Source organism: Shewanella amazonensis SB2B, from assembly GCF_000015245.1.
GTDB classification, from domain to species: domain Bacteria; phylum Pseudomonadota; class Gammaproteobacteria; order Enterobacterales; family Shewanellaceae; genus Shewanella; species Shewanella amazonensis.
The window spans coordinates 2,712,884-2,734,551 of the sequence record NC_008700.1 but is presented as its reverse complement, the minus strand read 5'-3'; the positions used below and the strand labels follow the sequence as shown (position 1 = coordinate 2,734,551).

At 41.6% G+C, this 21,668-nt stretch carries 19 protein-coding genes; 18 read left to right on the top strand and 1 reads right to left on the bottom strand.

What is annotated here, in order from left to right:
* The first annotated feature begins 18 nt into the window (after nucleotides 1-18).
* Nucleotides 19-1,122, top strand: a complete 1,104-nt coding sequence (locus tag SAMA_RS11875) for a response regulator (RefSeq protein WP_011760380.1) — start codon at nucleotides 19-21, stop codon at nucleotides 1,120-1,122.
* Nucleotides 1,123-1,457: 335 nt separating this feature from the next.
* On the opposite strand, the gene SAMA_RS11870 is transcribed toward SAMA_RS11875, so the two are convergent.
* The gene (locus SAMA_RS11870; protein WP_011760379.1) at nucleotides 1,458-2,930 is read right to left on the bottom strand and encodes a peptide MFS transporter; all 1,473 of its coding nucleotides are present in this window, start codon (nucleotides 2,928-2,930) and stop codon (nucleotides 1,458-1,460) included.
* Nucleotides 2,931-3,355: 425 nt separating this feature from the next.
* Here SAMA_RS11870 and rfaH point away from each other — a divergent pair, with 425 nt between their 5' ends.
* The 17 genes from rfaH (at nucleotide 3,356) to SAMA_RS11785 (ending at nucleotide 21,668) form a co-directional block, all read left to right on the top strand.
* A complete protein-coding gene (gene rfaH, locus SAMA_RS11865; protein WP_011760378.1) occupies nucleotides 3,356-3,859 on the top strand; it encodes a transcription/translation regulatory transformer protein RfaH in 504 nt (167 codons plus the stop codon).
* Nucleotides 3,860-4,476: 617 nt separating this feature from the next.
* Nucleotides 4,477-6,960 carry an SLBB domain-containing protein gene (locus SAMA_RS11860; RefSeq protein WP_011760377.1) on the top strand — a complete coding sequence of 828 codons (2,484 nt, stop codon included), beginning with the start codon at nucleotides 4,477-4,479 and terminating at the stop codon, nucleotides 6,958-6,960.
* Nucleotides 6,961-7,201: 241 nt separating this feature from the next.
* On the top strand, nucleotides 7,202-7,588 hold the full coding sequence (locus SAMA_RS11855; protein WP_011760376.1) for a four helix bundle protein: 387 nt from the start codon (nucleotides 7,202-7,204) through the stop codon (nucleotides 7,586-7,588).
* A 141-nt stretch (nucleotides 7,589-7,729) separates the two neighbouring features.
* Nucleotides 7,730-8,713: a Wzz/FepE/Etk N-terminal domain-containing protein gene (locus SAMA_RS11850; RefSeq protein ID WP_011760375.1), complete on the top strand. Its 984-nt coding sequence runs from the start codon at nucleotides 7,730-7,732 to the stop codon at nucleotides 8,711-8,713.
* A gap of 188 nt (nucleotides 8,714-8,901) precedes the next feature.
* Nucleotides 8,902-10,023, top strand: a complete 1,122-nt coding sequence (gene wecB, locus SAMA_RS11845; protein ID WP_011760374.1) for a non-hydrolyzing UDP-N-acetylglucosamine 2-epimerase — start codon at nucleotides 8,902-8,904, stop codon at nucleotides 10,021-10,023.
* 16 nt (nucleotides 10,024-10,039) lie between these two features.
* Entirely contained in the window at nucleotides 10,040-11,317 is a 1,278-nt protein-coding gene (gene tviB / locus SAMA_RS11840; RefSeq protein WP_011760373.1) for a Vi polysaccharide biosynthesis UDP-N-acetylglucosamine C-6 dehydrogenase TviB, read from the top strand.
* A gap of 12 nt (nucleotides 11,318-11,329) precedes the next feature.
* The gene (locus SAMA_RS11835) at nucleotides 11,330-12,286 is read left to right on the top strand and encodes a Gfo/Idh/MocA family oxidoreductase (RefSeq protein WP_011760372.1); all 957 of its coding nucleotides are present in this window, start codon (nucleotides 11,330-11,332) and stop codon (nucleotides 12,284-12,286) included.
* A gap of 3 nt (nucleotides 12,287-12,289) precedes the next feature.
* Entirely contained in the window at nucleotides 12,290-12,871 is a 582-nt protein-coding gene (locus SAMA_RS11830) for an acyltransferase (protein WP_011760371.1), read from the top strand.
* Between the two features lie 9 nt (nucleotides 12,872-12,880).
* A complete protein-coding gene (locus SAMA_RS11825) occupies nucleotides 12,881-13,954 on the top strand; it encodes a DegT/DnrJ/EryC1/StrS family aminotransferase (RefSeq protein ID WP_011760370.1) in 1,074 nt (357 codons plus the stop codon).
* Nucleotide 13,955: 1 nt separating this feature from the next.
* Nucleotides 13,956-14,996 (top strand): glycosyltransferase family protein, encoded by a 1,041-nt coding sequence (locus SAMA_RS11820; protein ID WP_011760369.1) that lies wholly within the window; start codon nucleotides 13,956-13,958, stop codon nucleotides 14,994-14,996.
* Nucleotides 14,989-16,188, top strand: coding sequence for a DUF6369 family protein (locus tag SAMA_RS11815; RefSeq protein WP_011760368.1), 1,200 nt, complete (start codon nucleotides 14,989-14,991; stop codon nucleotides 16,186-16,188). Before SAMA_RS11820 ends, SAMA_RS11815 begins: the two co-directional genes overlap by 8 nt.
* Nucleotides 16,181-17,383, top strand: coding sequence for an oligosaccharide flippase family protein (locus SAMA_RS19935; RefSeq protein ID WP_011760367.1), 1,203 nt, complete (start codon nucleotides 16,181-16,183; stop codon nucleotides 17,381-17,383). Before SAMA_RS11815 ends, SAMA_RS19935 begins: the two co-directional genes overlap by 8 nt.
* On the top strand, nucleotides 17,373-18,533 hold the full coding sequence (locus tag SAMA_RS11805; RefSeq protein WP_011760366.1) for a glycosyltransferase: 1,161 nt from the start codon (nucleotides 17,373-17,375) through the stop codon (nucleotides 18,531-18,533). The genes SAMA_RS19935 and SAMA_RS11805 overlap by 11 nt, the downstream gene beginning before the upstream one ends.
* Nucleotides 18,530-19,159 (top strand): PIG-L deacetylase family protein, encoded by a 630-nt coding sequence (locus SAMA_RS11800; RefSeq protein ID WP_011760365.1) that lies wholly within the window; start codon nucleotides 18,530-18,532, stop codon nucleotides 19,157-19,159. The genes SAMA_RS11805 and SAMA_RS11800 overlap by 4 nt, the downstream gene beginning before the upstream one ends.
* The gene (locus SAMA_RS11795) at nucleotides 19,160-20,020 is read left to right on the top strand and encodes a UDP-3-O-(3-hydroxymyristoyl)glucosamine N-acyltransferase (RefSeq protein ID WP_011760364.1); all 861 of its coding nucleotides are present in this window, start codon (nucleotides 19,160-19,162) and stop codon (nucleotides 20,018-20,020) included.
* Nucleotides 20,017-20,748 (top strand): SDR family oxidoreductase, encoded by a 732-nt coding sequence (locus tag SAMA_RS11790; RefSeq protein WP_011760363.1) that lies wholly within the window; start codon nucleotides 20,017-20,019, stop codon nucleotides 20,746-20,748. Before SAMA_RS11795 ends, SAMA_RS11790 begins: the two co-directional genes overlap by 4 nt.
* Nucleotides 20,745-21,668: an NAD-dependent epimerase/dehydratase family protein gene (locus SAMA_RS11785; RefSeq protein ID WP_011760362.1), complete on the top strand. Its 924-nt coding sequence runs from the start codon at nucleotides 20,745-20,747 to the stop codon at nucleotides 21,666-21,668. The genes SAMA_RS11790 and SAMA_RS11785 overlap by 4 nt, the downstream gene beginning before the upstream one ends.

The following is a 21,668-nucleotide window of genomic DNA, read 5'->3' as shown; positions in this document are numbered from 1 at the left end:
GCTCCCTGAGGGAAGTATATGGCGCTAAAAGATGTATCTGTGTTGTTGGTTGAAGACGATCCTGTGTTTCGCAGGGTCGTCGCGTCATTTTTGGACAGCCGTGGCGCTTTGGTGACCGAAGCCGACGACGGTGTTCAGGGCCTGGATTGCTTTAAACGACAAAACTTTGATGTAGTGCTGGCCGACCTGAGTATGCCAAATCTGGGCGGACTCGATATGCTGCGGGAAATGTATCGTCTTGACCCCGCCATGCCTTCCATTGTGATTTCCGGAAATAACGTGATGGCCGATGTGGTCGAGGCGCTCAGAATAGGGGCCTCAGACTATTTGGTTAAGCCGGTGGCTGACTTATACATTATCGAGCAGTCCATTCGCCAAAGCCTTGGCAGTATGGGAGCGCAGAGTTCGGAACTACAGGATATGGACGAGCTCTCCCGGGTTGAGCTGGAAGAAAACCTGCGACTGCTTGAGCAAAATACCGAGGCCGCCAAGCACATCCAAAAAGAGCTGTTTCCTGCCTCCCAGGTGCTTTATCCAAAGGTCAGAATCGATTACAGCCTGTATAAAAATGATGGGATCAGTGCCTTCTTTATCGATTCAACCATGGCAGACAGCGACCACCTAATTCTTTACATGGCGCACTTTCATCCGGAAGACAATCGCGCTGCCTTCGCCAGTGTGTTGCTGAGAAGTTTTGTTAATCATAAATTGAAAGCCTATCGCAATGGGGTGAGTACCACTGTGGTTGAGCCCTTTAATATGCTCAGTTACCTGAATGAGCGCATTGTAAAGTCTGGGCTTGAAATCACCGTGGACATTGTTTATCTCACTGTTGAGCTTAAACATTACCGCGCATCAGTGTCGCAAGCAGGGCATGGTCTTCGCTGTTATCTTCGAAATGATAAAGGCCTTACGCCGCTGGCATTACCTGATGCGCTCCAGCTCGGTCTTCTTGATTGGGGAAAGCCCAGCAGCCAGTTCCGCTCGTTATTGCCCGGTGAGAAACTCTGTATCGCCACCTCAGATCCCGCCCATAAACAAATGTTGCTCGGCGACCGGTTTGATGGCCTTGTCTGCAGTGATGGGGTACTTGCCGGGGGGTATGTGCAGGCGAGCTTCTAGGACGCCCCAAAGCGGGCTTCCAGAACGGCATTTGGCCTACGGAACGCCGCAAGCGGCTACAGAACGCTGCTGCGCAGCCACAGAGCGCCCGCGGAGCGGGCTTCGAGATGCTTGAATTCAAGCGCTGTTTTTTCTGCTTTTCCAGTAGCGTAGCGTTCGGTTATTTCTAGTAGCGAAGCGTTCTGTAAGTGAGCCTGCGAACGTTCTGTATTCCTTAAAACAACAAAGCCCGCTATGCGGGCTTTGTTGTTTCTATTACCTAGAAGTCGAGTAGCGACGTTCTAGAAGCGAAGCGCTCTGCTTTTTCTAGAAGTCGCGTAGCGACGCTGCTGTTATCAGCTGCGCTTCATCGCTTCATGCTCGCCGGTAACGGCGATTTCCTCTTCAAGGGCTTCTTCTTCGGTGTGGTGCACTTTGCTTTCGGCGCCGTGCATCCAATCAACCAGTTTGTCAGCCATGAAGTACAGGATCACACCTGAAATAGCGGCGGTGATGGCGATACCGGCGAAGATAGACATGGCATTTGCCAGCTGCTCTTCTTTCTCACCACCATGACCGATAAAGGAGCCAACGACACCACCAATCTTGTTGGCCGCGGCGATGAACAGGAACCATGCCCCCATCATCAGCGATACAATGCGCAGGGGAGCGAGCTTGGTCACCATAGACAGACCGATTGGAGACAAGCACAGTTCACCCATGGTGTGGAAGAAGTAGGCACCAACCAGCCACCACATGCTGGACTTGGCAGTTGGGTCACCACCCATCTCAACCACGGCACCAATCATAAACAGGAAGCCAATGGCCAGCAGAACCAAGCCAAGCGCAAATTTAACCGGTGAGTTTGGCTCACGGTCGCCCAGGCGTACCCAAATAGAAGCAACCACAGGGGCAAAAATCACGATGAACATGGCGTTCAGAGATTGGAACCAGGTAGTGGGTACTTCCCAGCTGCCAATCATGCGGTCGGTAAAATCGTTGGTAAACAGGTTCATCAGGCCGCCGGCCTGTTCAAAACCTGCCCAGAATACGATGGTGAACAGACCCATCACCATGATCACTTTGATACGGTCGCGCTCAACTTTAGTCAGCGGCTCTTTACGCACCTGACCGCGGGCCTCGTCTTTTTGCTTCTCAAGTTTGGCAGCAGGCACAGTACCGATATTGCCCAGCAACTTTTGGGCAAACAGGAATTGGATAATGAGTGAAAGCACCATTCCGATACCGGCACAGATAAAGCCAGCCTGGAAGTTACCATCATAAGCGCTCACTACAGAGCCAACGATGATACCTGACAGGAAGGCGCCTACGTTGATACCCATGTAGAAGATGGTAAAGGCGCCGTCACGGCGATGGTCGCCTTCGGCATACAGATCACCCACCATGGTAGAAATGTTGGGCTTGAACAGACCGTTACCGAGGATAAGGACACCCAGACCCAGGTAGAATACTTCGGTCTCCATGCCTTGAACCCAGGCGTGTGGAGTACCCAGAATAAATTGGCCGGCAGCCATCAGGGTGCCGCCAATCATGATGGCTTTACGTTGACCAAGGAAATTATCGGCTAACCAGCCACCCAGCAGCGGGGTGAGGTACACCAAGCCGGTAAAAGTACCGTACAGAGAAATTGCATCGGCTTGGCTCCAACCTAAGCCATGACCGCCCTCACTTTGTACGCGGTCAACCAGATACAGCACCAAAATGGCACGCATGGCGTAATAACTGAATCGTTCCCACAGTTCCGTTGTGAACAGCAGAAACAGCCCCTTTGGATGCCCGAGCATCGTACCCTGGGAATTTTCGCTCATTAAGTCTTCCACCTTAAGCTTGTGATTGCACGTAAAGCAGTGGCTCTACGAAACATAAAATGTGACATTCCGGACAACACAATTAACATTAAGCATCTGTTAGTAAATGTTTTTTACAACTTGTTGCAGGAGCGTCTATACGTCGTTTTTATAATAAACCCCTAATGTAACAGGGTTATGCCCTAAAAAGGCCTTCTTTATATACCCTTTAGCCTACCGCAAAGTCAATTTTGAGGTAATTTAAGCTGTTTGGATTCCTTCCCCTTAAAGGTGGTAAACCGCGAGGCAAGGTGTAGTGCGATTGTTCTAGAGCTGTTACTCGATGTAACAATCAAAGCTACAAATAATCGTTCAAATTGGCGCACGATTAGGGTAAGCTTCTTGGCCGTGAATAGGACGTCACCCAACCGTAATAGAGACATTAGATGAAGGCTTGGTATCTCATTTACTGTAAGCCCCGCAACGAAATGCGGGCACAGCAGAATCTCTCCATGCAGAACCTCGAAACTTACCTGCCAAAGCATCGTAAGCAGGTAAAAGCGAGTGGAGGAGCTGTATCTGTCTCTGAATCAGTGCTGTTTCCAAATTATTTATTTGTTCAGTTTGATCCCGAAGTCACCAGCGTAAGAAGCATACACGCAACACGTGGTGTGTCTCGCATTGTCGGATGCAGCGAACAAATGACTCCCATCGATGATGCGTTAATTCGTGCCCTCAAGCGTAAAGAATTGCAGGTTGAAAAGCTTGCCTGTGAAAAGCCATTGGCAGCGGGCGAGCGGGTAAAGTTTTGTGCCGGCCCCTTTTCTGACCTGGAAGCCATTTTCCTCGAATCGGATGGTAACAAGCGCTGTCAGGTGCTGTTTGAGTTTATGGGGCAGCAAAAGCAGCTCGACGTTGAGTCTTCAAGTATCGTTCGTATATGTGCGTGATCCCCCTCAAAGGTTGTAAGATTTTTGCCATAGAGTGACTGTTGTACTCTGTGGTGGAGTCATTTTGTTGACTGATAAATATGTTTTAAAGCAGCGATTTACTTTATCACTGTGTAAATCGGCAGTTTGTTGACTGTTCAATAATAAGCAAAACCATTGAATTTAAGAGTGTTTGCTGCATTTTTGGGCTGGGGTGGGCACAGACTTCGGGTACACTCCCAAAGCTGCTTAAAGCCAAGCGGATAGCGCTCAACATTGAGTGTTCAATTTGGTTCAGTGACAAGCAGTGATGAGTTTTTAATAACTCACTGAAAAATATGGAACTCGTTAATCGAGGGGCACGTTGGAAGCCAAAATCCATGGGCGGTAGCGTGCCTAAACGCCACGTAGTGGCGAAGAACGCAGCAAAAAGCGCTGCTGCTAGGGCGCCCGCAAAGCGGGCTTCTAGGACGACACTTCGTGTCTCTAGAGCGCAGCGTAAACGCTGCTGCTAGAACCTAGAACCTAGAACCTAGAACCTAGAACCTAGAACCTAGAACCTAGAACCTAGATTCTAGAAGCCCCTCTGGGGCGCCCTCGTTTTCGATTTATTCAATCACCTTTTACGGAGACATCTGGTGTTACAACAACTAAAACGATTCTTGATTGCCGGTGTGGGAGCACTGGTTTTGGTTGGGGGCCCTGTTGCAGCAATTACGCCGTCGCCGCAAATGATTGAACAATTTAAAAATCTGCCCAAAGCGGAGCAGGAGCGTATTGCACGGCAATATGGCATAGACCCGAGTATGCTTTCCGGCCAAGCCACCCAACCGACAATCGTTAATCCTGAAGTTGTAGCACCGCGAAATACAGGTTCAACGACCGAAGTCGTTAACCAAAGCGAGACTGACGCATTTAATCAGGCCACAAAAACCGAATCTCAGATAGAGGCCCGTGAAGAAGAACTGGAGAAGCAGCTCAAGCGCTTCGGATACGACATGTTTGCCGGTGAGCCTTCTACCTTTGCCCCCGTGTCTGACGTACCCGTACCAGCCGAATACATGATGGGTCCGGGTGATGTACTAAATGTGCAGCTTTACGGCAAAGAGAATAAGAATTTCAGCCTTACTGTTGGCCGCGATGGCTTGGTGCAATTCCCCGATTTGGGCCCCATCTCCCTGGTGGGGATGAGCTTCTCTGAAGCCAAAAATTTCCTCACTGATAAAATCGCACAATCCATGATTGGTATTCAGGCCAATATCACCATGGGTGAGCTGCGCTCCATCCGCATTTTTGTGGCCGGTGATGCCTATCGCCCCGGCTCCTATACCGTCTCCAGCCTCTCTACCATCACTCAGGCACTGTTTGTATCTGGTGGCATCAACGAAATTGGCTCTTTGCGTAACATTCAGCTCAAGCGTGCTGGCCGCACCGTGGGTACCTTCGATTTATACGACTTGTTGCTCGCCGGAGATGCCTCAAAAGATTTGCGCCTGCAATCAGGTGATGTGGTGTTTATTCCTTCAGTTGGTGGCCTGGTCAGTGTAACAGGAGAGGTTCGCCGCCCAGCTATATATGAAATCAAAGCCAATGACACCATGGCCGACGTACTTAACATGGCCAGTGGTGCCAAACCGGGCGCCTATCCAGAAGCCAGTACCATTGAGCGTTTCAGCAAAGATGTAAAAACCGTAATTAATGTGGATTTAACTCAGGCTTCAGGCCTCAGTGTTAAGGCCAAAGCGGGAGATTTGGTGAGAGTAAAATCCACCTCTACCCGTATTGATAATGCTGTAACCCTGGTGGGGGCAGTTGTTCGTCCGGGTAAATATCAGTACCGCAATGGCATGCGCCTTCGCGATATGTTGCCGTCAATCTGGGGTGATTTAACCCTGAATGCCGACTTGGATTACGGCCTGCTGGTACGTGAAATTAACCAGCGTGGTGATGTAAAGGTGATTCAGGTTTCTGTGGGCAAAGCCATTAGCGGTGATGACAGTGCCAATATCGCCCTGCAGCCGAGAGACACCCTGATGGTATTTGATTATGCCGACAGAGCCACACTGCTCGAGCCTGTGATTACCCAACTGCGCCAGCAAAGCCGCTTTGGAGATGCGATAAAGCTCGCCGATATTAACGGCAGTGTGCGTTTCCCCGGTAAGTACCCGATTACAGAAGGCGCCACCATTAAAGATTTGCTGGTCGCTGCTGGTGGCCTGAAGGAGGGGGCTTATACGCTTTCTGCTGAACTTACCCGCCAGAATATCTCCGAGCAAACCGGCGTTACCGTAACCCATCAACAGCTGAGTTTGCAGGACGTATTATTGAATGACCCATCCGCCAATATCGCTCTGCAAAGTCGTGATGTGTTAACTGTGCGCGATTTGCCCGACTGGCAAGACACCCGTTGGGTAACCATAAAAGGTGAAGTGCGGTTCCCGGGTACCTACAGTATTCAACGTGGTGAAACTCTTAAGCACGTGCTCAGCCGTGCAGGCGGTCTGAGTGAGGATGCTGCGCCACGCAGTGCCGTGTTCTTGCGCGAATCGGTAAAGCAAAAAGAAAAGACCGAGCTGCTGAAGTTATCCGACGAGCTGCGCCGTGAAATTGCTGCCAAGGCGCTCACCAAGGATACCCCCACAGTGGGCTACGCCGATGCCCAAAACATGCTCAAAGAGCTTGAAAATGTAGAGGTACTGGGTCGTTTGGTGGTGGATATCAACGCCATTCAACTCGGTATCGATGAGGCCGACCTTAAGCTTGAAGACGGCGATGCCTTGTTTATCCCGGCGCAAAATCAAACCGTATCTGTAATGGGGCAGGTACAGCACCCCAGCACCCACAGATACAAAAAGGGCTTTACCTTCGACCAGTATCTTGAGCTGGCCGGTGGCCCTCGTAAACGCGCCGATGACGACCGAGCATACATCCTGCGTGCCGATGGCTCTGTCGCCATGCCTGGCAGCTCCTATTGGTTCAGCACTGACGAAGAGATGCAGCCCGGTGACACCATCGTCATGCCGCTGGATACAGAGTACAAAGACAACCTGACATTGTGGAGCCAGGTAACGCAGATCATCTATAACACCGCAGTTGCAGTAGCGACGATTTCAGGGCTGTAACTCGCGAAGCGAGTTAGCAGGCCCTAGAATCTAGGGCGTTGCTTCGCAACTGCTAGGACACCCGCGAAGCGGGTTTCTAGAACCTAGAACCTAGAACCTAGAACCTAGAATCTAGAACCTAGAACCTAGAACCTAGAACCTAGAACCTAGAACCTAGAACCTAGAACCTAGAACCTAGAACCTAGAACCTAGAACCTAGAACCTAGAACCTAGAAGAGCCTTGAACTTAAGGAGTCCCCAGATGCGTTTTGAACAATTGGATGTTTGGAAACGCGCTTCCCGACTTGCTTGTGATGTTTATAAAGCATTAAAAGACTGTCGAGATTATGGGCTAAAGGATCAAATGACCCGAGCCGCTGTATCGATACCTTCGAATATTGCAGAGGGTGAGGAGAGAGAATCTCAAGCAGAGTCAGCGAGATTCTTATACTTTGCAAAGGGCTCAGCTGGTGAGTTGATTACTCAAATCTATATTGCAATAGAAATTGGAGTAATTGAGAAGCAAAGAGGAATGTTGCTGATTAAAGAAGTGAAAGAGCTCTCTGCGATGATCGCTGCTCTGATTAAAATCCGCAAAGGCAGTGTTCGGGAAGATTTAGCTGATTATGATTCGGAACCTAGAACCTAGAACCTAGAACCTAGAACCTAGAACCTAGAACCTAGAACCTAGAACCTAGAACCTAGAACCTAGAACCTAGAACCTAGAACCTTCTTTAAATATCTTTAAGCTTTCCTAGGGCCTAGTACCTAGCATCTAAAACCTAAAAATATGACTACACAAATCACTCAAAACCCACATACTTCTAAATCAAACGTCGATGCCCAATTCCCGCAAATGGCGCGGGAAGAAGAAATCGATTTAAGAGAACTTTTTGCTGTCATCAGGCAAGGCAAATGGCTAATCTTCGCCATTACCGCCGTATTTGCCATTGGCTCGGTGATTTTTGCCATCATGCAGCCAAATATCTACAAAGCTGAAGCATTATTGGCACCAGCTGAAGCAGATGGCAGTAGCGGTGGTCTTGCTGCACTGGCATCCCAGTTTGGCGGCCTCGCCAGTATGGCGGGCATTAATTTGGGCGGTGGCGGCGGAACAGATAAAACCCAACTTGCCATTGAAGTGTTAAAATCGCGCCAATTTGTGGGTGAATTTATTGAAAAACACCAAATACTGCCTGAGCTGATGGCGGTGAAGAAATGGCACATGGCAGAAAACAACCTAAGCTTCGATCCAGAGCTTTATAACAGCGACACCAAAACGTGGATCCGCGAGGTTAAACCTCCATTTAAGCCCGAACCGTCAGTGCTCGAAGCACACAAAGAGTTTTTAAAAATCCTGGCTGTTAGCAAAGACAAAGAAAGCGGGATGGTTAAGCTTTCGGTGGAGCACCAATCGCCTCTTGTTGCCAAACAGTGGGTAGACTGGCTGGTAGCTGACATTAACCGCGTGATGAAAGAGCGTGATGTGTTAGAGGCCATGCGAAGCATAGAGTTTTTGAATAAACAAATAGAACAAACAAACGTAGCCGATATCCGCGCTATTTTATACAAACTGGTGGAAGAGCAGGCTAAAACCATCATGTTTGCTGAAGTGCGTGATGAATATGTTTTTAAAACCCTGGACCCGGCATTGGTACCTGAAGAAAAGGCTAAGCCAAAACGAGCTTTGATTTGTGCACTGGGAACAGTGCTGGGCGGTATGTTTGGAATGATGTTGGTGATGGTAAGGAGTTTTTCTAGAAAAGAAAGTTAGTGGCAATTTTTAGGGCCTATCGGTAACGTTCTCGATGAACAAAGAAAATCTAGTTTCTCACGGAATAACAATCGCACAAACATCGCAAAATGAACCAAAATAATCTCAGCCGAATTTGAAAGTTTAAAATTTCAAACAGGTAATATAGGTGTTTAATTTTAGGTAAAACGAAAAAAAGGTCATAAGTAATGGCAAAAAAGAAAGTGCTTACTGTTTTTGGTACACGTCCTGAAGCAATTAAAATGGCCCCTCTGGTTAATGCTTTAGCATCCGATGACCGTTTTGAAGCAAAGTGTTGCGTAACAGCTCAACACAGGGAAATGCTCGATCAAGTACTAGAATTATTTGAAATAACACCAGATTATGATCTTGATTTGATGAAAGCAGGGCAGACACTTAATGAAGTCACCGCCGGTATTATTCAAAAATTAAAACCAGTCCTTCAAGAATTTAAGCCAGATGTCGTGCTTGTGCATGGTGATACAGCAACGACTTTCGCTGCGAGCCTTGCTGCTTACTATGAACAGATTGCAGTAGGACATGTAGAAGCAGGTCTGCGCACTGGCAACATCTACTCGCCTTGGCCAGAAGAAGCAAACCGTCGCTTAACGGGAGTGCTGACTAAATATCATTTTGCGCCAACAGAAACATCGAAGCAGAATCTTCTAAAAGAAAACTTTGAACCAAGCAATATCATTGTCACAGGTAATACTGTTATCGATGCGTTATTGATGGTGAAAGAAAAAATTGACTCAGACACAGACCTTAACCACACGATAGCTGAACAGTTCCCTTTCATAGATGAAAACAAGAAGCTGATCTTGGTTACTGGTCATCGTAGGGAAAGTTTTGGTGGTGGATTTGAGCGTATTTGCGAAGCATTGGCAACTGTCGCGAGAATGCATTCTGACGTACAAATCCTATACCCAGTGCATTTGAACCCCAATGTAAGAGAACCAGTAAATCGTATTTTGGGGGATATAGATAATATTTTTTTGATCGAACCTCAACAATATCTTCCTTTCATTTACCTCATGGACAAGGCGTATATCATTCTTACGGATTCTGGTGGAATACAGGAAGAAGCGCCATCTTTAGGTAAGCCTGTATTAGTTATGAGAGATGCAACTGAGCGTCCTGAAGCCGTAGAGGCTGGTACAGTTAAGTTGGTTGGTACAGATGTCAAACGAATAGTCTCAAGCTTGAATGAATTATTGTGTGATGATTTAGCTTATCAACATATGAGTGTTGCCCATAACCCTTATGGAGATGGGAAAGCGTGTCACAGAATTCTTAAAGCATTAATTTAGTAATAGGTCATTAGATATGATGTCGTTGAAAGAATTAAAAATAGGCGTTATTGGCTTAGGTTACGTTGGTCTCCCTTTGGCCGTTGAGTTTGGCAAAAAATATCCAACATTGGGATTTGATATTAATGAACTACGTGTAAGAGAGTTAAGTCAGGGGAGAGATGCGACACTTGAATGTACTGCAGAAGAATTGTCAGAAGCGAGTCTATTAAAGTATACATCTACTTTGGAAGACATTAAAGACTGCAATTTCTATATAGTTACAGTGCCAACACCCATCGATGAAAGTAATGCACCAGATTTGACTCCATTAAAAAAGGCATCCGAGGCGTTAGGTAAGGTCATTTCGCTTGATGATATCGTGGTTTTTGAGTCTACAGTCTATCCAGGTGCAACAGAGGAATATTGTATTCCTATAATTGAACGTGTTTCTAATTTGATGTTTAATCGTGATTTTTATGCTGGTTATAGCCCAGAACGAATTAATCCAGGTGATAAGGTAAATCGTTTAACAACCATTGTGAAAATTACTTCAGGGTCCACTCCAGAAGTGGCGGACTTTGTCGATGCAGTTTATTCATCAATTGTTAGTGCGGGAACTCATAAAGCATCTTCGATAAAAGTTGCGGAGGCTGCCAAGGTTATTGAAAACACTCAGAGAGATCTGAATATTGCAGTGATTAACGAATTTGCAAAAATATTCAACCGCTTAAAAATTGACACAGAAGAAGTTTTAAAGGCTGCTGGTACTAAATGGAATTTTTTGCACTTTAAACCAGGCTTGGTTGGTGGGCACTGCATAAGTGTAGACCCATATTATTTAACCCATAAAGCGAAAGAGGTTGGTTATTCTCCTGAAGTGATATTGGCTGGGCGTAGAATAAACGACGGTATGGGAAGCTATGTAGCTACCCAGATGGTTAAAAAATTAGCCAGTAAAAAAATACACATAGACGAAGCTAACGTACTAATAATGGGCTTTACATTTAAAGGTGATTGTCCAGATGTACGTAATACCAAGGTTATTGAAATAGTTAAAGAACTCAAAAGTTTCAATATTAACGTTGATGTCTATGATTCTTGGGCAAATCCAGACGAAGTAGAACATGAGTATGGTATTAAGATGATTTCTGAGCTCTTTAATGGATACTATGATGGCATTATTGTTGCGGTTGATCACTCAGAGTTTAAACAGATGGGTATTCAAAAAGTACGACTTTTAGGTAGGCCTAATCATGTGGTGTACGATGTAAAATACGTATTTGGTTTGAATGATTCAGATATCCGTTTGTAAAAGGAAATGACAATGAAAAACTTTGCATTAATCGGTGCTGCAGGATACATCGCACCTCGTCACTTACGAGCAATTAAAGATACGGGTAATAATTTGGTTGCTGCTATGGACATCAATGATTCAGTCGGCATTATGGATAGTCATTTCCCAGAAGCAGAGTTTTTTACTGAATTTGAAGACTTTACCGCATTTGTTGAAGATCAAGCGCTTAAAGGAAAGAAGTTAGATTATATCTCAATTTGTAGCCCTAATTATCTGCATGCGCCTCATATGAAGTATGCGCTAAAAAACGGGATAGATGTAATCTGTGAAAAGCCATTAGTACTTCATTCCGAAGATATGGATGTACTCAAAGAGTATGAGCAAAAGTATGGTGCAAAGGTAAACTCAATTCTGCAATTGCGCCTACATCCGTCAATCATTGCGCTGCGAGAAAAAGTAGCTGCCGCGCCAGCGGACAAAGTTTTTGATGTTGACCTAACGTACATGACATCTCGTGGCAAATGGTACATGAAGTCATGGAAAGGGTTTGACCACAAATCTGGGGGGGTTGCGACAAATATTGGTGTGCATTTCTATGATATGTTGCATTTCATCTTCGGGGATTTGAAATGTAATGAAGTTCATTACAGAGACGAAAAAACGGCTAGCGGTTACTTAGAGTATGAGCGTGCACGAGTAAAATGGTTCCTCTCTATTGACGCAAATAACCTGCCTGATAACGCGGTTCAGGGCGAAAAATTAACCTACCGTAGTATCACAATTAGTGACGGTGAAAATACAGTAGAGCTTGAGTTTTCGGGCGGTTTCACCGATTTACATACGGTCAGCTATCAAAACGTACTTGCGGGTAATGGTTTTGGTATCGATGAAAACCGTATCGCGATTGAGACGGTAGAAAATATCAGAACTCAGACTGTTATAGCGGCCGGTGATAAAGCTCACCCATTGCTAACAAAGGTTTTGTAATACATGGATTATCAAGTACATCCAAGCGCTATCGTTGATGATGGCGCACAAATTGGTGCAAATACACGGGTTTGGCATTTTGTGCATGTATGCGGTGGTGCAAAAATTGGCTCTGGGTGTTCTCTTGGCCAAAACGTTTTTGTTGGTAACCGTGTAACGATTGGTAATAACGTAAAAGTTCAAAATAATGTCTCTATTTACGACAACGTGTTTGTAGAAGACGATGTGTTTTGTGGGCCAAGTATGGTATTCACCAATGTCTACAACCCTCGCTCGTTTATCGAACGAAAAACCGAATATCGTGATACTTTGGTCAAGCGTGGCGCGACACTTGGCGCAAACTGTACCATTGTGTGTGGTGTTACCATTGGAGAATACGCCCTTGTTGGTGCAGGTGCCGTTATTAACAAAGATGTTAAGCCATTCGCGTTAGTGGTCGGTGTACCAGGGAAGCAAATTGGCTGGATAAGTAAGTATGGTGAACAACTGACATTGCCACTACAGGGTGATGGTGAGGCGACATGCCCACATACTGGCGATATATACGTATTGCGCGACGGGCTCGTCGAGTTGATATCTAAGTAAGGAATGTACATGCAGTTTATTGATTTGGCCGCGCAATATAAGCATCTGAAAGAAAAAATTGATGCACGTATTCAAGCTGTGTTGGAACATGGTCACTATATAATGGGACCAGAGGTTGCTGAACTAGAAGACAAATTGGCCGAATATGTAGGTGTAAAGCACGCTATTACATGTGCGAATGGCACTGATGCACTCACTCTTGTCATGATGGCGTTAGGTATAAAAGAAGGCGACGCGGTGTTTTGCCCAACTTTTACCTTTTTCGCAACTGCAGAGGTCATTGCATATGAAGGGGCGACTCCTGTATTTGTGGATTCAGATGCGGATACATTTAATATTTGTCCCCTCGATCTAGAAAAGCAAATTCAAAAAGTGATTGCGGAAGGGAAACTTAAACCGGCAGCTATCATTGCAGTAGATTTATTTGGTCTTCCTGCCAACTATCCAGAACTTGAAAAAATAGCCAAGCAATATGGACTTAAGCTTGTAGAAGACGCCGCTCAAGGTTTCGGTGGTGAAATTGAAGATAAGCGAGCGGGCTCTTTTGGTGATATTGCAACAACCAGTTTTTTTCCAGCAAAACCATTAGGTTGTTACGGGGATGGAGGGGCAATATTCACTAATGATGACCACTATGCTGAGCTAATTAGATCGCTGCGTGTTCATGGCAAAGGTAAGGACAAATATGACAATATACGTGTGGGAATGAATAGTCGCTTAGATACTTTACAAGCAGCAGTACTACTTGAAAAATTAGCCGCTTTTCCGCAAGAGCTGATTAGTAGAAATAAAGCTGCAAAAAGGTACTCAAGAGAGCTAAGCTCAATCTATAAAACACCTGTAACACCAGTAGGATATTTAAGTTCTTGGGCGCAATATACTGTTGTAGCCGAAGATAGAAATGCTGAGATAGAAATGTACAAGAGCAAGGGGATTCCTACCATGATTTATTATGGCACTTGTATGCACCAGCAAACTGCATTCGAAGCCTTAGGATATCAGGATTCAGATTTTCCCGTCGCAAGCAGATTAGCTAAAACTGTATTTAGCTTACCAATGCATGGTTACATGATGGATAAATAGAATGAAAATAGCACATGTGTACATTGGTAACTCAATTAAACATCCAATAATCAAGACTTATATAGATTTTTCGGCAGAAATAGGTGTAACCGAATTAGAGCTTATTGACTCAAAGCAAGAAGGTTCTAGAGTAGCAAGAGTTTTTGATGTTTTAAAGAAGTTGGTGAATTCAAGAAGCACTATATACCAATCACATGATATAGTGTCATGTATACTAGTAAAAATTTTTAAATGGAACTCTGTGCATGTATATGACATGCATGAGATCTACTCTTCATATTTCAAAAACTCTATTATTCGGAAGTTGTTTTTTTATATAGAAAAGCTACTTTTAAAAAGTACTCAATTCGTATTGATTCCAAATGAAGAACGCGCTCAATTGTTTTTTAAAGATAGGGATAGAACAATAAAGTACGAAGTTGTCGAGAATTTACTTAATGATAAGGAACTATCAACAGAAGATTTAAACTTTAATTCGGTGCCAAAAACTTTTAAGTTCAATGAAAGGGAGCTACGTTGTTTTTACGCAGGTACTTTTACAGAGGTGAGAGCTTTATCTGAAATATGTTTAGCGATAGAATTGCTAATAGGAATTGGCTATAAAATTGTGCTAGATTTATATGGTGCAAAGACCGACTGTGTAAACAAAGTTATCAAATCTCACTCATTTGTAAACTATTGTGGAAGTGTTTCTAGGGCAGAACTACTAAGTAAGTATATTCATTATGATTTTAGTTTTGCTTTCTACAAGCCAACTAACTTAAATAACATATATTGTGCGCCCACAAAGATATTTGAACACGAATACTATATGTTAAAAACTGTCGTTGGACCATCAGGCTATTTATTGAGGCTTGTTGACGAAGGCGTAATTAATAATGTCGTAGTATCGTTAGGTTATGAGCCAAAGGAAATTGCACATGCTATTACGAGAGTATTAGATAGCGACCAAGGTGCCGTATCGCAGAGGCAGAAAGAAAGATTACTTTGGTCCTATCAAATTTCAAAAATAAAACAATTATATCGAAAGTTTAATGGCTGACTATTTTTTTATTCTCATAGCGTTTCTATCTGCATTTTTTGTCGTGACATACCCTAGACAGGGGACTAAAGTATTTTTGTTCGTAATTGCGACTCTGCCTTTAGGTCTTGTTTTTGATGTCAAGTTAATGGCGTTTAGTTATATTAGAGTATTTATTTTCTCTAGTGCTTTTTTTGTTATTCTCACTATTCCATTTAGTGATATTAGGCTAAATTCAACGTACTTAATATCATTTTTCTTGATCTGCTTTGTTTCTATTTTTAGTTATACTGTTAATGACTTCGGGAATGTGTGGAGCTTAGTGCGTGACTTATTCGGATTAAGCTTGCTTTATTGCACAATTATTGTGGGAGATTACTTAAAAAAGCGAACTTCAATTGAATTGCTTTGGCTTAAATATTGGGTGATTTTTGCAGTAGTAATTGATATTTTCAGCTATTTCATAATTTTGCATTTCCAAATTTCTATAGAAGGTATTAGAGGGGAGGTACTCTCGCGAACCGGTTTTCTTCGATATGCTGACGTACTATCTATTACTTTATATGCGTTAAGTATCTATTTCTTTTTTCAAAGCCGAGGGCGAATGCTTTGGGCACTTATCATATTTATTATACCAGCGATAAGTGCTGAAAGAGTTCTACTCATATCTACATTAATTTGCTATCTATTTTACTTAAAAAGTATATCAATAAAATCAGTTGTTTTTTACAGCGTTATTGCCTTCTTATTGATACTTACTTTTAGTCAAGATTTTATAAATAACTTACTAATCTTTAAAGACCAGGAAATGTTGCAGCGTTTTAAGGAGATTTCCTCGATCGAAGGTATATATATTTCGTTGTTTTACAGATTTGCAGCACCAGCGTTAGAAGGAGGGTACACTTTGGACGCTTATACACTTTTATTTGGTAGTGGTGGTGGATTTCTGTTTTACATACCTTGGTTTGTGTATAGAGGTATCGATCCATTTCAGGTTAGCTCAGATAGCTTTTTTTTCGTTTCTTTCATTAAATACGGATTAGTTGGTTTATCAATTTTAATATTCATGTTTTATCGGTTCTTGAGTAATGTTCCGAGAGTATATTTATTCTGGATAGTTGGATTTGCTATTGTTCAGAATGTTGTTTATGTAGATGCATTTTTGTTAATGATGATTTTATTTCAATTATTAAATAGGAAGAATATTGAATAACATCTTTTATTACTCATCAACCCTTGTTAAAGCACTATCCTCATATCTTTTGGTCTTTATTATATCGAATAACTATACATCTGAAGAATTGGGAGTATATTTTTATTATTTGGCTATAGCCAGTTTTCTCTCTGTAGCAATACCACTAGGTATCAATTCATATATTGAAAGATTGTCATATAGCAATAAGAAAGCGAAATACATTTTTTCTTTTGCTTTTAGTCTTGTATTTCTTAGTACAGTTATTTTTACTTTAATTTTATCGATTTTTTCCATCTTTTATGAATCTGGTGACATCCGACTGATAATTTTTGTTGTAGGACTACTATCGTTTTATAAAGCCATCGAAATTTTATTAGAGGCTGTTCTCATAGTCTTACAAAAATATAAAGCAATATTCGTATATTGGATAGTCGTATTATCGCTCTATTTTGTTTTAATGTGTATTTTCTGGACTCAAGACTTAATAATGAAAATTGAAACTTTAATCACTATCATTTCAATTTTTATGGTTGTAGTTTGCATACTAATATCAAGGTCTACAGGTGCGCTAATCTTTCTTGATGTTAGTCAGTCACTATTTAATAAGTTTAAATATGTCAACCTAAGCTTTACATGGAATATGTTTTTTGTGTCACTACTTAACACGGGTATTGCTGTTGTAGACAGAATCATATTAGGAGCAATGCAATCTAAAGAAGTCTTAGCGATCTATTCAGTATGTTACATGATTGTTTTTTCAATACATCGATTCTTTTCAACACCTTTTTGTTTGAAGATTGCTCAAAGTTTGTATCGTTCACATGACTATCGTTCATATAGGCAAAACGTATTAAGTGGATTGTTCTATTTATTGCTTTTTCTGTCCTTAATTATACTAACATTCTACGCATATTTTTTTAAAATATTCAGCATAGATAGACCATCTATCTTCTTTCTTTTGGTATTGGCTTTATCAGTTATAGTTTTTTTTATTTATACATCTTTGGTAACAATACTAAAATTGAAATATATGCAAGATACGATTCTTAAAGTAAATATATTCGTTTTTTTATCAAACATAATATTAAATTTATCTCTTGTCCCCTATTTTTCTTTGCTCGGTGCTGCATTCTCTACATTAATAACCTATAGTTTGGGCTTGATATATTATTCTTTAGTTATTTTCAAATTGGAGAAATGTTTTGGAGAATAAAAAAAGTACACAGATATATGTTGTCGTTCATTCATATTATACTGAAGACACCCGGGTAAGAAAGCAATGTGAATTTTTAGCTTCAGAGGGATATGATGTAAATGTTATTTGTCTAAATAGAGGTCGAGAATCTGAATTTGAAATTTTTAATTTAGTTAAGATTAATCGTAAAGACGTTTCTAGAACTCCTGGCAAATTGAGGACTACATTATCTTATATAATAGAATATGTGAGGTTTTTCTTTTTTTCATTAATTCATTTATATAGGGTGAAACCAGATCTGGTAATTGCTCATAATATGCCAAATTTTTTGGTATTCAGTGCACTTTTCCCTAAATTAAGAGGTGTTCCTGTACTTCTCGATGTACACGATTTAATGCCAGAGATTTGGAGCATGATGAGTCAGAGTCGACTAATTAAAGCTTTGTTGCTTTTTGAGGAACGTATAAGTCATGCATTCGCTACTCAATTAATTACTGTAAATCATGAAGTAGCAACTTATTTGAGTAGAAGGAATAAAAAAAAATACTTTGTAACTCACAACGGTCCATTAACTAGTAAAGCTGTAAGGTCGAGAAGTTATGAAAACTATTGTGCTAGTAGATTTAATCTAGTATTTCACGGGAATATACACGAGAGATATGGCCTTCAACGACTAGTTTCAATTTTACCTACGTTGAAAGAACGATATCAAAAAATTAACCTAAGTATCTATGGCTATGGTCCCTATTTGGAATCAATCGAAAAACTAATTGACGAATTAAATATAGCTGATTATTGTAAAGTTTATGGGCGCTTTGAACCTGACGATGTAGAGGTGATACTAGCGAATAAAGGGCTGGGCTTTGTTGTTGCCGATAAAAGCGCGCAGCATGATCTCGCAATTCCAGTTAAGCTAACTGAGTATATTTCTCACTCAGTCCCTGCGATTTGTACTGATTTAACTACTACTAAATTATATTTTGAAGGCTGCGTGAATTTTTTTGATGTAACTGAAAAAAATAGATTGTTTGACACGGTTTGTAACGCTTTGGACCATCCGAAAGATACATTCTCTTTAGTCTCAAAGGCAAAAGAAAAACTATCTGAAATTTCTTGGGATAACGAAAAATCTCACTATAAGGCTTTTCTACAGCAGGTGATTAAGTGAAGTTTAATAATATATTAGTCGTATCTCCACATACTGACGATGGAGAACTGGGGGCTGGTGGATTTATAGCGAGTCAGATAAAAAAAGGTGCTAAGGTAACTTTTTTAACTCTATGCATAGCTGAGGATTCTGTTCCAACCGGATTAGATCGGGAAATTCTTGGGCAAGAGGCTTTAGAGTCCGCTAAGTCTTTCGGTCTAAGTTGCGAAGATTTAATTATTCACCGTTTTCCAGTGAGAAGGCTAAGCGAGCACAGGCAAGAAATTTTAGAAATTTTGGTTGCTCTTAAGAAAAATAACTACGACTTGATTTTGTGTCCATCTTCTCAGGATGTACACCAAGATCATTCAGTAGTCTATAATGAAGTCGTCAGGGCGTTTAAGGGAACTTCAATTTTAGGTTTTGATCTTCCATGGAACAATTTGTTGGAACAGCAGATTTTCTTTTATGAGATTTCCTATGAAGACTTAGACAAAAAGGTTAATTCCTTAAGATGTTACAGATCTCAAAAATTTAGAAAGTATACTTCTCAAGAGTTTTTGCAGTCGTTGGCTATAATACGCGGCGCTATTGTAGGAGTCGATTTGGCTGAAAAGTTTGAAGTTATAAGAATGGTGGTAAAGTAAATGGGCTTTCAACTTAATCGTGGTATATATGCTCAAGATCTTTTCGAATTACTAAAAGTTAAATTTGACTTTCCTATTAACAGTTTGATTACAAATATATCACCGTATGTCAGTGCGAATCAGAATAGCCTAACGTTTCTTACGGCAGAAACTGATTATAAGAAGATGTGCGGTATTTGTTTTTCAAAAGAGAATGATCCAGATAATGGCTTTGTTTTAGTCGATAATCCGAGAGATCTATTTGCTCAAGCTTTGCTTGTTTTAAAATCTGAGAATCTAATTTCGGATGTTCATCCCCACTTTATCAGTCCCAAAGCTATAATTTCTCCAACCGCCTCAATTGACTTCGGTGTACAGATCGCTGACGATGTCGTAATCGAAGACTTTGTTTCTGTAAAGTCTGGAACCATCATAGGTGAAGGGACCTTGATTAGATCCTTTACTTGCGTAGGTAGTGAAGGATTTGGTATTGCGAAATCAGCTGATGGAAATAATATAAGATTTCTTCACCTAGGAGGCGTTAAAATAGGTAAGTATTGCGAGATTGGGCTTTTTAATTCTATTAACTGTGGTACTTTGTCGGATACAATCATTGGCGATTATGTGAAGACTGACGCACATGTACACATCGCTCATAATTGTACAATAGGTAACAACTCAATATTAACAGCCGCAGCCGTGCTAAGTGGTGGTGTTTCTATAGGTGATAATGTTTGGCTTGGACCAAACTCTTCCATAATTCAAAAAACCAGTATAGGAAGTGATAGCTTAATAGGAATAGGTGCTGTAGTGACTAAAAACATAGACTCCAATGTAATCGCGGCAGGGAATCCATCAAAGATTTTAAGGAGTAATAAATGAATACTAAAGCAGTCGTAGTTACAGGTGCCACAGGAGGAATTGGTTGGACTATTGCCGAATACCTAATGTCTCTTGAATATTTCGTTATCGGCACTACCCATCGTGCTCCTCAATCAGCCTGTGAACAATGGATAGAAATGGCAGATAAGAGAGGAGTGTTAATTAAATACGACTCTAACGTTGACAACCTTTCAATAGATACGTTAATTGAGGTTGCTAACGGCCACTCTATTTATGGATTAGTTAATAATTTGGGGATCACACGAGATTCATCTTTTAAAAAGATGACTTCTGAACAGTGGAAACAAGTTATGGATGTCAACTTGTTTTCCGTTTTTTCTTTAACTCAATGCATTTTTAATCATATGGCTTTGTCAGGAAGTGGTAGAATCGTTAATATTTCTTCGGTTAATGCACATAGAGGTCAGTTTGGTCAGGTTAATTATTGTGCGGCTAAAGCTGGCTTGTTGGGTTTTACAAAGGCGCTTTCACTAGAGGGCGCTAAGTCTGGCATTACTGTGAATAGCGTTTCACCTGGATATACTGATACTAAAATGCTCTCGCATATTCCAACAGATATTCTGCAGTCAATAAAAGATTCAGTTCCGATGAAGCGCTTAGCCAAACCTATCGAAATTGCACATGCAGTTGCATTTTTGTTAGACGATAAGTCAGCTTATATCACAGGAGCGGACATTCCTGTGAATGGTGGATTGCATTTATCATGAAAGTTCTGATTACAGGTGGTTCAGGATTTGTCGGAAGGTATTTGCAAGGATATTTTAATTCGGATGAATACGATGTCGCAATAACTAGCAGGTGTAAATCAAATATTAGTGATTTTCCAGTTTATACGATTCCTGCTATAGACCAACATACTGATTGGAAACATGCTTTAAAAAACGTTGACGTCGTTGTGCATCTAGCATCTCGAGCACATAGTTCTGACAATCACTCTGAAGCTGCAAAAGAGGACTTTACTAAGACCAACGTTTTGGGTTTATCTAAACTATTGGATGACTGCATTTTCTTAGGCGTAAAGCGAATTATTTACTTAAGTAGCATTAAGGCATTAGGAGAATCAACTGACGGTCGCGATGCTTTTTCTGAATCAGATAAATACAATCCAGCTGACTACTATGGTATTACGAAAGCTCGTGCAGAGCAGTTGGTAGTAGAAAAATGTAAGCATAGCGGTTTAGATTACACTATAATACGTCCTCCTTTAGTTTATGGTAAGTCTGCGAAAGCGAATTTGCAGAGTATTGCAAGAGGGCTCTCATATTCTTTGCCATTTCCTTATTTTACCTCTTCTAATAGAAGAAGTTTGATAAGTGTGCACAGCCTCTGTAGATTTATAGTCGCAGTTGCTAATGACCCAAATACAAATAATCAAATTTATAATGTTGCAGATAATTATGTATTAAGCACTAAAGATATATTTTCATTGATAAAGTCGTGCTCAAATTCAAAGTCGTTTATTTTTCCTATTCCTAAGTTTATTTTCACGTTTTTGGCTTTTTTTTGGAGTAAGTTTGGTGATGTCTCTACCAAGTTGTATGGTTCTCTTGAGATAAATAATACTAAAGCAACTAAAGTGATATCTTGGAAGCCGCTCGAAAAGCCAGAAAAGAATGATTTTGTTTAA

What these genes read in the sequence shown, in the direction of transcription:
- SAMA_RS11875 (WP_011760380.1), top strand. Translation starts at nt 19, where the DNA reads ATGGCGCTAAAAGATGTATCTGTGTTGTTGGTTGAAGACGATCCTGTG.
- SAMA_RS11870 (WP_011760379.1), bottom strand. Translation starts at nt 2,930, where the DNA reads ATGAGCGAAAATTCCCAGGGTACGATGCTCGGGCATCCAAAGGGGCTG.
- rfaH (WP_011760378.1), top strand. Translation starts at nt 3,356, where the DNA reads ATGAAGGCTTGGTATCTCATTTACTGTAAGCCCCGCAACGAAATGCGG.
- SAMA_RS11855 (WP_011760376.1), top strand. Translation starts at nt 7,202, where the DNA reads ATGCGTTTTGAACAATTGGATGTTTGGAAACGCGCTTCCCGACTTGCT.
- SAMA_RS11850 (WP_011760375.1), top strand. Translation starts at nt 7,730, where the DNA reads ATGACTACACAAATCACTCAAAACCCACATACTTCTAAATCAAACGTC.
- wecB (WP_011760374.1), top strand. Translation starts at nt 8,902, where the DNA reads ATGGCAAAAAAGAAAGTGCTTACTGTTTTTGGTACACGTCCTGAAGCA.
- tviB (WP_011760373.1), top strand. Translation starts at nt 10,040, where the DNA reads ATGATGTCGTTGAAAGAATTAAAAATAGGCGTTATTGGCTTAGGTTAC.
- SAMA_RS11835 (WP_011760372.1), top strand. Translation starts at nt 11,330, where the DNA reads ATGAAAAACTTTGCATTAATCGGTGCTGCAGGATACATCGCACCTCGT.
- SAMA_RS11830 (WP_011760371.1), top strand. Translation starts at nt 12,290, where the DNA reads ATGGATTATCAAGTACATCCAAGCGCTATCGTTGATGATGGCGCACAA.
- SAMA_RS11825 (WP_011760370.1), top strand. Translation starts at nt 12,881, where the DNA reads ATGCAGTTTATTGATTTGGCCGCGCAATATAAGCATCTGAAAGAAAAA.
- SAMA_RS11820 (WP_011760369.1), top strand. Translation starts at nt 13,956, where the DNA reads ATGAAAATAGCACATGTGTACATTGGTAACTCAATTAAACATCCAATA.
- SAMA_RS11815 (WP_011760368.1), top strand. Translation starts at nt 14,989, where the DNA reads ATGGCTGACTATTTTTTTATTCTCATAGCGTTTCTATCTGCATTTTTT.
- SAMA_RS11795 (WP_011760364.1), top strand. Translation starts at nt 19,160, where the DNA reads ATGGGCTTTCAACTTAATCGTGGTATATATGCTCAAGATCTTTTCGAA.
- SAMA_RS11790 (WP_011760363.1), top strand. Translation starts at nt 20,017, where the DNA reads ATGAATACTAAAGCAGTCGTAGTTACAGGTGCCACAGGAGGAATTGGT.
- SAMA_RS11785 (WP_011760362.1), top strand. Translation starts at nt 20,745, where the DNA reads ATGAAAGTTCTGATTACAGGTGGTTCAGGATTTGTCGGAAGGTATTTG.